Below are 11,539 nucleotides of genomic sequence, written 5' to 3' on the forward strand. Positions count from 1 at the left end.
TTTCGTCGTGTTTCAGGAGGCGCCATCGACTGAGCCAACGCCATCCAAGGAGCCATGACAAGCCACACGAACACCACGCACCGAACCATGCACTTCATAATTCCCCCAGCACGCATCGAAGAGGTGCGCCCGTCGAACGTCGACGGGCGAGCCAAAGACAAACGGAATAAAAATCACACGACCCATGAATGCGCGAAGCGCCTCACGGCGGACCTGGCCCGACGCGACAATCAAAGAAATATCAACAAGAAGTCGGCGAACAACCCGCGACACCCGGAGGTTCAGCGGGAAAGCAGGTGCGCCTTGAGCTGCTCACTGCTCGGCGCTTCCGACATGCCCAGCCAGCGGTAGATTGCGAACTGATGGGACGACCTCGAGCGGACAGCGATAATCCGTCTCGCCGCACAGAGCGTGATGTCGAGTTCATCCACCTGGATGTGTTCGTCGACGATGGCAGCGGGCATGTCCTGATACCCATCCGAGACATAGCCCGGCGGGAGTCTCTGCATGACCCCCTGGACTTCCCCGACGATGCCAGGGCCCGCGAAGCCCAGGCGGCGCACACCCTCCAGAGGCACGTCCAGATTCGCCGCGGATTTCAAGAAGGGCCCGACCGTGTCTTCACGTATGCCCCCAGGACCGAAGTCGCTGTAGGCAATCGACGCGGTGATACCCCAGACCGTCCGCGGCTTGTCCCCTTCCGACAGCCGCGCCTCGAGCCCCTTGAGGACACGCCGTCCCTCCTCACACGCCGCGACTTCACAGCCCAACAACCGCAGCTCGGCCTTCGTGGCGAGGAACTCCCCCAAGCTCGACAGGAGGCCCCAGCTCGTCTCATCCGGGGTCACCACTTCCTGCCCGGGGTCGCCCAGCGTCAGGGTGCCTGGCTTGCCGTGGCCGAAGATATCCACCCGCGACAGGGGCCCTACCTGGTCGAAGACGTCCTTCACAATCCAGTAGAGCTGCTCCCGGCGCTGACACCGCACGAAGCGGCTCAGCGAGTCCTTCGTCCCATCGACGCGGAAGACCGCGCGCTCGATGCGCCAATCGAGCAGGGAGGCATAGGCGATGACGGTCAGGTGCATGGCGCGCCCCTCACCCTTCTTCCCGCGGGTCCGCCAGCGCGGCCAGGAGGGCGGACACCGAACGCATCACCTCGCCTCCGCGCGCGGAGGCCCCTCGGCGCCGGACCGCATCCGCGCCAAACGGCCACTTGCCCCGCCCATCGGAGTACGCGTCCAGGTTGTTGACCTGCTGGGTCGAAAGGAACTTCGCCGTCAGCAGGAGGTAGCCGAACTGACCCGGCTGGGCATTCACCGCGGTGGACGGCACCCCTGGCCAGACATGCGTGGAATTGAAGAGGTCAACCTCCAGCCCCACCAGGTTGGGGACGCCCGGCGCCTCCGCCAGCAGGTCGAACGTGAAGTGCCGGGGGTCCACGCTCTTCACCAGGACCTTGTAGGCGCGGTATCCGCCTCCTGACAGGCCGTTGATCTCCGGCATCCACCAGAACTGCAGGTCCTTCGCTTCGCTCTGCGGCTTGAGGGTCGAATCACCATAGAATGGCGTACTGGGCATGGAGCACTCCCTGGGCTACGAGTGAGACATCAACTGTCCGGCGTCTGGGAATTCCGCCTCAGGCTGAAAGCGTTCATCAAGTTGTAGACATGCTGGCGTGTCAGGTCGAGCCGCTGGGCCACATCCGACACACACCAGTCGGTGGCCTCCAGCTCGCGGCGCAGCAGGTCGCGCTGAAAACACCGGGTCGCTTCGTGGAAGGACACCGGCGCCGTCCCGGGTGGCTCCGCGCCCTCGAACAGGTGGCGCGGCTCCAGGAACGTGGCCGCCTCCGCGCTCGCGTGGATGAGCGCGGCCTCCAGTCGATGCCGCAACTGCCTTACATTGCCCGGCCACTCCGCCGTCTCGCAGGCGGCGAAACACGCGGGTGACGGGCGCAGTCGCGGCAGCCCATTCTCCTCCGCCAGCCGCTCCACCAGCGCCTCCACCAGCGGGACGATGTCCTCACGCCGCTCGGCGAGCGCCGGCATGCGCACCGACAAGACATTGAGCCGGTAGAAGAGGTCCTCACGGAAGCGCCGCTCACGGACCAACTGCTCGAGGTTGGCATTGCTCGCGGCCACCAGCCGGACGTTCGCCTTGAACGGCTTGGGGCTGGCGAGCGGGAAGTACTGCCGCGACTGCAGCAACTGGAGCAGCTTCGCCTGCGCGGACAGGGGAATCTCCGCGATTTCGTCGAGGAAGAGCGTCCCGCCCTCGGCCGCCTCCACCTTGCCGACCGTCCTTCGCGCGCCAGGGAAGGCCCCAGGGAAGGCCCCGAAGAACTCACTCTCGAAGAGTCCTTCCGGGACGGCCGCGCAGTTGAGCTCCACGAAGGGCCCCAACCTGCGCTTGCTGTTGACGTGCAGCGCCTGCGCGAGCTGCGTCTTCCCCGTGCCAGACGGTCCCCCAATCATCACCGTCACATCCAGCGGCGCCGCGACAGCGAGCTGCGCGAACACGTGGGCCAGGCCCGGGCTGCGACCGATGATGTCCTCCAATTGGAAGCGCTCCCGGAAGGGCCGCGTCGGGTCATCTCGGTCCCCTCCACGCTGGAGCAGGGCCCGCTGGGACGCCGCGCCCAGGAAGCGGGCCACGGACTCCGCGAGCGCCACCAACGCCTCCGGGAACGGGCCCGCGCCGCGCTTGCCTTCCAGGTAGAGCACCCCTGGCAACCTCCCAGCGAGCGGCACGCACAACACCGCCTCCAGACGCTGGGCCTTGACGCTGGCGGAGCCGGAGAAGCGCACGTCCAGCAACGCATGCGCCGTGTGTACCGACCTCCCCTCGGCGATGGCCGCGGCGACGATTCCTCGCGACGTCAGCGCGCGAATCTCCTCACGGTCCAGCTCCGAGCATCCATGGAACAGCGACCACTCGCGACGCGCCACCGAGCCTTCTCCATACAGCTCCAGCCCCGCGCGCTGGGCATCCGCCAGCTCGACCAGACAGGTCAACACATCTTGAAGGGGTTGAAGGGGGCTCGGCGCATCCAGGACTCGGAGCACCGCGAGGTAGAGATCTCTCTCACGGGCAAGGCGGGCCTCGGGGGTGACCATGTCTGTCAACATACCACCCGTGCGGAGCACGGCAATGCTGGTGAGCCAGGAGTAGGACATGGTCGCCGACAGGCATTGCAGGGGGCGCGCCAGCGACTGCCTGAGAGTGACACACGGCCGTGCCCGGGTCGCGAGTGTCCACTGGATTTGACAAACACCTCGAGCGTTGTCCAATCCCGTGGACAGACACGCATCGCCTCAGCTTGGACATACGTCTGCATCCCCGCCACGCGCGTCAAGGCATGGTGCTTGCTCTAGCTCGGAAGAGGAGGCCACGCGTTCCCGTGAAGAAGGGACGCGCCTCCATCCGAGGAGACCATGTCACGACTCAAGAAGACCTCCGTCGCGTCCGTGCCCCCGCTGCAGCCGTCACTCGACACCGAGGATACGCCCTCCGCGCTCTTCTCGCCGCGGGATGCACGGCATCAGCTTCGCGAACTCACGCTGGACACCCGCGACGCCACGCTGAAGGGAGACCCGGGCCCCAGCGAGCCCGCGAGCTACCAGGAGCTGTTCCGCCGGCTCTCCGCCGCACGAGACACCCTCCCCGCGTGCTACCGGGACACCTTCTATCAGCCGCTCCTCACCAAGCTGGGTGAGCTGGGCCCCATGCGATACGCGCAGTTGCTGCAACAGGACAAGAAGCGCAGGGGCGCCGCGGGCCTCTTGCTCGACGCAGCCCAGGCCGTCCTCCAGAACGCCGAACGGTACGAGCCCACCGCCACGGATGCCTTCCAGGAAGTCGTCAGCGACCTCTTCGATGGCTTCCTCAGCGCGGAAAGCCGGCGAGGCGTCTCCCCTCCGGACCTGGGCATCCTCCCGCCGTTGGTGAAGTGGGGAAGACCTGAGTTCGGACCGTACACCTGGCCGGTGGACGCCACCTCGAGCGTGCTGGGCTTGAAGGCGGGCGTGGTGAGCCTGCCACCATCGAGCGCTTCCAGAGGGCTGCTGGCCTGGGCCGCGCTCCCGCATGAGGCGGCGGGGCACGACATCCTGGACGCTGACTCGGGGCTCTCCGCGGAGCTGTCCAACGCCGTGTATGACCAGCTCAAGAGCAGCTACCCCACCCTCGCATCCTATTGGGCGGACCGCATCGATGAGACCGCCGCGGACGTACTTGGCATCCTCAACATGGGCCCGACGTCGGGACTGGGGCTGCTCGGCTACCTCCGGGGCCACAACGCCGCCTGGGGGCGCAGCGGGCCGGTGCTGCGCCGCGAAGCCGACTTCGACGAGCCCCATCCCGTGGATGTCCTGCGGGGCTATCTCGCGTCCGCCACGGTCCAGCAGTTGCTGTTCACGAACCGGACCGCCTGGGCCGGACTCATCGAGCGGGAAGTGGATGCGGATGTGAATGAGAAGAAGCTCGTCGTGGGGGGAATCACCGTGACACGCGAGCTCGCCAAGGCATCCGCCGCCGCCGTCGCGCACGTGCTCGTCACCCACCGCGCCGCCGCGCTGGAGGGCCATGCGCTGGGACAGATTCAGAACTGGCGCGACGATGACGAGGCACGCGTCAACCGGCTCGCCCAGGGGCTGCTGCAAGGGCCACCAGAGTTGCCCGAGGGGCTGCTCGAAGGCACCTACGCCGCGCATCTCGTCGCCGCCGCCGTGGTCGCCGGGCTCACGCTCGACACAGACCCGCACGCGGTCCAGTCCCGCATGCTGAGTCAACTCAAGCAGATGCACGACGCCAATCCGGTGTGGAGTTCGCTGTTCGTCGCCTACCGGGGCAATGTCGTGCCGCACTACATCTATCGTCCCTCGCGCCGCGCCGTGTGAAAGCCGTCAGGGAGCAGGCACCCGCTCCACGCAGCGGGTGCCAATGCCGAACTCGAAGCGACGCGAAGGAAGGTGGTTGGCCCAGAAGAGCCAGTGCTGCCGCGTCTCGGGCGGCGCGTCCCAGCGCCCACCCGCCACCATGCGGAAGCCCGGGTAGTCACCTTCCGTGGCGATGGTCGCCGTCCACTCCGCCACGTTGCCCGCGAGGTCCATGATTCCATAAGGGCTGCGGTCCTCCGGGAACGAGCCCACGGGGGCGAGTGTGGCGAAGGCATCCTTCGCATACAGGTTGGCGGGCGGCACCGGCCGGTCGTCACCCCAGACAGTCCGACGACGGGGCGCGGGATTGGGCACCTCGCCCTTCGCGTCGAGGACCTCTCCTCCCCGCCCCGCCTTCGACCACTCGTCGTAGGTCGGCAACTCCTTGCCCATGAAGTGGCAATAGGCCTCGGCCACCCCGGCGTCGATTCCGGTGACGGGAATCCTGGGCAGGTTCGCCGGCTCATAGTCCGGATGGGCGGGGGCGGCCTCCCGCGCGCCACCCATGAGCGGAAGGATTCGCTCCTGGAACAGCCGAAACTCGGCGTTGGTGGCCTCCGTCCTGTCCATCGCGAAGGCGCCTATCTCGAAGCGCGCCTCCTCCTTCAGCGACAGCTCGGGCCTCCAGTATCCACCCGCCGGGACGAGCACCTGCCCGGCCCGGGACGTGGCGCAGGTCGGCACCGGCAGCCGCAGCTCCTCTCGGCGGGCCCGCTGCGCGTAGCCGGGAAGTCGCAGGAGGCGTATCCGCGAAGGAGGACAGTCTCCTCGCTCCACGGTGAGCCACGCGGCCCGCGAGGGCGCCTCCACGCGCTCGCGCCACGCCCCCTGCTCATCCACCCGTCCCTCGGGAGGTGCCCCCTTCATGGGCAGCTCGTCCGGCCGTGCCTCCGGGCTCAGCTCCAGCGCCCACCGCACGGGCGCGGTGACGGGCGCACGGGTCCACGTCAGGGCGCGCGCATCGAAGTCGAAGAACTCCAGCACCAGGTCGAAGTCCCCCATGTCCGCGGCCATGAGCCGCATCTCCCGCTGCTGGCGCGCGGTCTCCTGCTGGTTCTGCTGGAACGCGAACACCACCGACGTGCCCACCCCCGTGGCGAGCACGAGCAGCAGCACCACCACGGCAATCCCCACCCGGCGCCGCTGGACGTGCCCCTGCTCCCGCTTGCGCCCTGCATCGAGGAACGCGCGCGAGCGGCTGGCGAGCGGCACCTTCCAGTCCGCCACCCGCCGCAGCACCTGCCCCAGCGCATCACCGCCCCACGTCTCCTCGTCCCGGCGTCCGCGCCGATGCCACAGCTCCGCGGCCTGGTCGATTTCCGTGACGAGCAGGTGCTCATCACGAGACTCCTGCCGCCAGCGCGCCAGCTCCGGCCACGCCGTGGCCAGGGCCTCGTGCGCCAGCTCCACCAGCGCCCCGTCATTGCGCACGTCGCGGGAGGCGACCACCAGCCGGTGCGCGAGCAACGAGTCGAGCACCCTCCCCGCGCCCACGCCCAGCTCCTCCAACAACTCCTCGCGCACCCGAGGGCGTCGGGTCCCCTCGGGCGTGAGCAATTGAAGCAGGAGGAGTCGAACCGTGTGGATGTCATCCGCCGGGAGCTGTCCCAGCAATTGACGTCCCTGCGCCGCCAGGGCCCCCGCCACGCCGCCCAGCTCCTCGTACACGGCCGCGCGCAGCAGACGCCGCGCCTTGTCCCTGCGCTCCCACAGCGCCGAACAGGTGGCCTGCAAGAGCGGCAGGCCCGCGGGTTGGGCACGGACGTCCGCGACAATGCGCTCGACCAGCCCGGGCTCGTCCGTGGCATGGCCCGCGCGACGCAAGGGACCAGTGACGGCCTCCACCAGCGCCGAGGGCGACAACGGCCCCACCACGAACGCATTGCCGAGAAAGGCCCCCAGGTGCTCCACCCGGGCGAACTGCCCCAGGTAGTCATCACGCAGCACCACCAGCACCCGCCACCCGATGCCCGCGGACGCCACCGCGAACAGGCACCGCGCCAGGGCCATCGCCTCCTCCGCCGCCCCCAGGGTGAAGACCTCCTCGAACGCATCCACCAACAACAGCGCGGGCGCCGGAGCGCGCGCCCGCAGCAACTCCACGATGGCCCCGGGGGTCAGGACCAGCGTCCGCGCGACTCCCGCGTCCAGCGACAGGACCTCCGTCAACCGATGGAGGGGACGCGGTCCGGGACGAAAGGCGACCACCTCCCAGCTCGCCATCTGCCGCAGTCGCGGCACCAGGCCCGCATGCACGAGCGAGCTCTTGCCAATCCCCGAAGGGCCCGTCAGCACCACCGGAGCCGCCTGCCGCAGCCGCTCGACGAGCGCCGCCACCTCCGCCTCCCGGCCCGAGAAGTCCTCCGCGTCGCCCTCCGTGAAGGCCCGCAGCCCCCGGAACGGATGCCGCTCGGGGTCTGCCTCCAACGGCCTCCGGGCCGGCTCCAGCAGGTCCGTCAGCGCTCTCGCCAATGACTCCGCCGTCGGCCGGGCCTCCGGCGCCAGCGAGAGACAGTCCTTCACGAGCGCCGCTCCGGCGAGCTCCGGCGTCGGGCCCGGGAGCGGACGCGGCGTGAAGGCGAACGCGGGGAGGCTCGCGTCGTCCACCGGGCGGCGGCCGTCCAGCAGCTCGTGGAGAATCACTCCCAGCGACCAGAGGTCCATCGCCGGCGCGGGCGGGGTCCCCCTCCAGCGCTCGGGCGACATGTACGCGGGAGTCCCGGACGCCGCGCCCGCAGAGGTGCCCGCGTGACGGGCGAGCCCGAAGTCCACCACGCGCAGCCGTCCATCCCTCGGCAGGAGGATGTTCTCCGGCTTGAGGTCCGCGTGGACGATGCCATGACGGTGCGCCTCCGCGAGCGCGTCCGCGATGGCGCGCCCCACGCGCAGCACCTCCCCCGGCGACATCCGCTCCCGAGACATCCGCTCGCGCAACGTCTCGCCCTCCAGGTACTCCAAGGCCAGAAAGGGTTGGCCCTGATACACACCCGCCGCGTGCACGGTGACGATGTGGGGGTGGTTGAAGCGGGCCGTGGTGCGCGCCTCTTCCAGCAGCCGCTCCGCGCTCTGGGGCCCCAGCAGCTCCGGCCGCAGGAACTTGAGCGCGATGTGTCGCCCCAGCGCCAGGTCCTGCGCGAGATACACCCTGCCCGAAGCGCCCTCGCCGAGCAGCTTCAGCACGCGAAAGCCTTCCACGAGCGAGCCCGAGGCGAGCGGCTCCTCCGCCTCCAGCAGCCTGCCCGGGGCCAGCTTGCTCATCTCGAACCACCCCCAGCCGCCATGACAGCCGCATCCGAGCCCGCACGCATCCACCGCGACTCGCCGGGGATGTTAGGGCCAATCCACCATGACGCGCCACGGCTCCACGTGAAGCAGGTCAGCCCCTCCGGACGCCCTCGCACCCACCCGGCTCAATCCCAGACACGGGGTCCGCCAGGACCATGGCCGACGGGAGCCCAACCCCTGGGGCGCGATACACCCGAGACACCCCGGACACCCTGTCTCCAGGCGCCCCCGCGCGGAGCGGACGTGCGCGAGCCGCGGGGGCCGCCCGCGCAGGTCCAGCCGTCCATGCAGCTGGAGCGCGGGTACCGGAGCCCGCCGGGCTGCCCCGTCATCGCCCTGCTTGTGCCCCGGCTCCTCGTACCCGGAGCCCTCGTACCGAGACGCTTCTGAGCATGTAAGGGATTGGTACTAGTCCTTTCCTCCAATTCCCTTGCGCAGTGTCTCCTTGCGAGCCCCCTCGGGGACAGGCGGGCGTTGCTGACACGGGCTGCTCACCCCAGCTTGCCGCGTGGCCCGTCCATCCCGGACAGGCTTCGAGCCCCGGACTTCCGCCACGCCTTGCGCGAGCGCGGTGCCCGGCCGGTCTCGAGAGGAGCACACATGAAGAGGTGGGTGGGTTGGGTATCCTTGGGGATGGCCTTGCTGTGGGCCTGGGGCGCGAGCGCGACGGAGCAGGAGCCACAAGCCCCTGCGAACTCCGACACGTTCGCCACGAGCTGGATCTACCGCGACGCCATGGAGTCGCCCTGGTTCGACTACTCCTGGGCGACGCATTCACTCAGGGCCACCTCGCCCGTCGCGGAGGGGCAGTATTCCATCTCCGCGACGATGCGCAGCGAGGAGGCCCTGTACTTCTACACGTCGCCGCACGTCGCCGACGCGGGAGCCACCTTCGTCCTGCGCGTCCACGGAGGCACGGCGGGGACGGGCGCGGTGGTGCGCGTCAGGGCCTACGCCGACGACACGCTGACGACCGGCACGGAGCTGGGGCCGCGCTGCACCGGGGGACGCATCCTGGCCAACACCTGGGTGACGTGCACCGTGCCGTTCTCCGCCCTCGTCACCCCGGGTGCGCGAATCAAGGGACTCGTGCTCCAGGAAGGGCGCGGGGTGACGCTGCCCACGCTCTACTTCGACTCGCTGCGCGCGGAGGGACTGCGCATCCCGTCCCCCGTGGTGGTCTCCCTCAACCCCGCCTCCCTCTCGATGACGGCCGGAACCTCCCGGACCTTCATCGCCACGGTGACGGGGAGCACGAACACGGCGGTGACCTGGTCCGTCCTCGAGGGCGCGGCGGGCGGCTCCATCACCACCTCGGGCCGCTACACCGCGCCCAGGACGCCAGGCACGTACCACGTGGTGGCCACCAGCGTCGCGGACCCCACGCAGTCCGCGTCGGCTCCCGTCAGGGTCACCCCCGCACCGGCCAGCGGGCTCTGGGTGTCGGGCTACTACACCGGCTGGAACGCGGACCTCTATCCTCCGGAGAAGGTCGACTTCAGCGCGATGACCCACATCGTGGTCGGCCGCGTCACTCCCAATCCCGACGGCACGGTGAACACCCAGTTCGACAATGACAACGGCCCCGCCATCGCCCGCACCCTCTCCACGCGGGCCCACGCGGCCAGCCGCAAGGCCATCATCATGGTGGGAGGCTCCGGCGAGCATGACGGCTGGGTGGGCGCCGCCTCCAATGCCAACCGCGCCCGCTTCGTGAGCAACCTCCTGGCCGCCATGGACAGCTTTGGCTACGACGGCCTGGATATCGACTGGGAGCCGGTGGAGGCCGCCGACAAGCCCTTCCTGCTCGCGCTGGTGCGAGAGCTGCGAACGGCCCGTCCCGGCATGCTCCTCACCTTCCCCATCAACTGGATCAACTCCAACTTCCCCGAGGACGCCGACCCGTGGTTCGTCAACATGGTGCCCTACCTGGACCAGATAAACGTCATGTCCTACGAGATGACGGGGCCGTGGGGCGGGTGGACCTCCTGGTACTCCTCCGCCCTGACGGGAGAGTCGGGCACCCACCCCACCTCGGTGGCGTCCAGCCTGAATGCCTGGGTGGCCGCGGGAATCCCGAAGGCGAAGCTGGGCATGGGGTTGCCCTTCTATGGAATGGCCTGGCGCAACATCACCGGCCCGTATCAGCCCTACACGGACTGGTCCGACTATGTGGGCAGTGACAATGACTTCACCTACGGGCGCATCCTCGCGTTGACCGCCACGGGTGGGGTGTACCACTGGGACTCCGTGGCGCAGTCCAGCTACGTCACCTTCGCCACGCCCGTGGTGGATGGCACCGTGCGCTGGATTTCCTATGACTCGCCGCAATCGATTGCCGCCAAGGGCGCCTATGCGCGCGCCAACGGCTTCGGCGGCACCATCATCTGGACCCTCAACCAGGGCTGCACCAACCCCGTGACGGGAGCCAACCCTCCACTCGACGCGGTGAAGGGCGCCTTCCTCCCCTAGCCCAGGGAAACGCACCACCCTGAGTGGGTAGCCGACAGCCTCCTCGGCCCCGCACCGGAGACCTCCCCTCGGCCCAGGCCCTGTTGCCCGCTGGACCGAGGGGATGCCCTCCATGGACAGGTGAGCGCCTCGCAGTGGATGCCCCGGCTGGCGCGGCTCCGGGTCTGCCACCCAGCACACGCATCAAGCGTGCGGTGAGCGGGGGCCGCCAGTCTGGCCGCCTTGGCGCCCACGAGGTTGGCGCCCAGTCTGCAATGGCCAGACGCCAACCGGGGTGCCCCGGTCTTCTCGCAGCTGGAGCTGTCCACATGAAAACCCTGAAGAGTGCCATTGCCGCGACCGCCGTCGCGGCCTCCCTCGCCGTCGCGTCTCCCGCAGACGCGGCCACCGCCACCGCCAACCTGACGGTGACGGCCACGGTGAACTCCGCGTGCAGCATCAACTCCGGCTCGCTCAACTTCGGCAACTACGACCCGGTGCTCCTCAACGGCAGCGCGGGCGTGGACCTTCTCGGCACCGGGACGCTGACGGTGCAGTGCACCCTGCTGAGCACCGCGGTCGTCACGCTGGGCCAGGGCGCGCACGCCAACACGGGCTCCACGGATGCGGTGCCGCTGCGCCGGATGCTGCACACGACGTCCACCGACTACCTGTCCTATTCGCTGTACCAGGACCTGACGCGACTGGTGGTCTGGGGCAACACGCCCGGCACGGGCCTGCCGTACATCGGCACGGGGCTGTCCACGCCGGTGACGGTCTTCGGCACCGTGCCCAGGGGACAGAACGTTCCCTCCGGCACCTACAACGACACCGTCGTCGCCACCATCACCTTCTAACGGAAAGAC

At 69.1% G+C, this 11,539-nt stretch carries 7 protein-coding genes; 3 read left to right on the plus strand and 4 right to left on the minus strand.

Annotation, left to right across the window (positions count from 1 at the left end):
- Positions 1-281: 281 nt before the first annotated feature.
- The 3 genes from HUA75_RS22915 to HUA75_RS22925 are packed head-to-tail and all read right to left on the minus strand — an operon-like array spanning position 282 to position 3,128.
- Positions 282-1,085 (minus strand): DUF4347 domain-containing protein, encoded by an 804-nt coding sequence (locus HUA75_RS22915; RefSeq protein ID WP_174487618.1) that lies wholly within the window; start codon positions 1,083-1,085, stop codon positions 282-284.
- A 10-nt stretch (positions 1,086-1,095) separates the two neighbouring features.
- Positions 1,096-1,578: a hypothetical protein gene (locus tag HUA75_RS22920; RefSeq protein ID WP_174487619.1), complete on the minus strand. Its 483-nt coding sequence runs from the start codon at positions 1,576-1,578 to the stop codon at positions 1,096-1,098.
- Between the two features lie 29 nt (positions 1,579-1,607).
- Entirely contained in the window at positions 1,608-3,128 is a 1,521-nt protein-coding gene (locus HUA75_RS22925) for a sigma-54-dependent Fis family transcriptional regulator (RefSeq protein ID WP_254627715.1), read from the minus strand.
- A 306-nt stretch (positions 3,129-3,434) separates the two neighbouring features.
- Between HUA75_RS22925 and HUA75_RS22930 the strand changes: the two genes are divergently transcribed.
- Positions 3,435-4,898: a hypothetical protein gene (locus HUA75_RS22930; RefSeq protein WP_217446234.1), complete on the plus strand. Its 1,464-nt coding sequence runs from the start codon at positions 3,435-3,437 to the stop codon at positions 4,896-4,898.
- A gap of 6 nt (positions 4,899-4,904) precedes the next feature.
- Here the strand turns inward: HUA75_RS22930 and HUA75_RS22935 are convergent, their stop codons facing one another.
- A complete protein-coding gene (locus HUA75_RS22935; RefSeq protein ID WP_174487620.1) occupies positions 4,905-8,195 on the minus strand; it encodes a bifunctional serine/threonine-protein kinase/formylglycine-generating enzyme family protein in 3,291 nt (1,096 codons plus the stop codon).
- Between the two features lie 627 nt (positions 8,196-8,822).
- Between HUA75_RS22935 and HUA75_RS22940 the strand changes: the two genes are divergently transcribed.
- Both HUA75_RS22940 and pru read left to right on the plus strand, forming a co-directional pair.
- The gene (locus tag HUA75_RS22940; RefSeq protein ID WP_174487621.1) at positions 8,823-10,694 is read left to right on the plus strand and encodes a glycoside hydrolase family 18 protein; all 1,872 of its coding nucleotides are present in this window, start codon (positions 8,823-8,825) and stop codon (positions 10,692-10,694) included.
- A gap of 308 nt (positions 10,695-11,002) precedes the next feature.
- A complete protein-coding gene (pru, locus tag HUA75_RS22945; protein ID WP_174456400.1) occupies positions 11,003-11,530 on the plus strand; it encodes a fruiting body spore coat protein U in 528 nt (175 codons plus the stop codon).
- The last annotated feature ends 9 nt before the right edge of the window (positions 11,531-11,539 follow it).

The organism is Myxococcus sp. CA040A (genome assembly GCF_013336725.1).
In the GTDB taxonomy this organism is placed as follows: domain Bacteria; phylum Myxococcota; class Myxococcia; order Myxococcales; family Myxococcaceae; genus Myxococcus; species Myxococcus llanfairpwllgwyngyllgogerychwyrndrobwllllantysiliogogogochensis.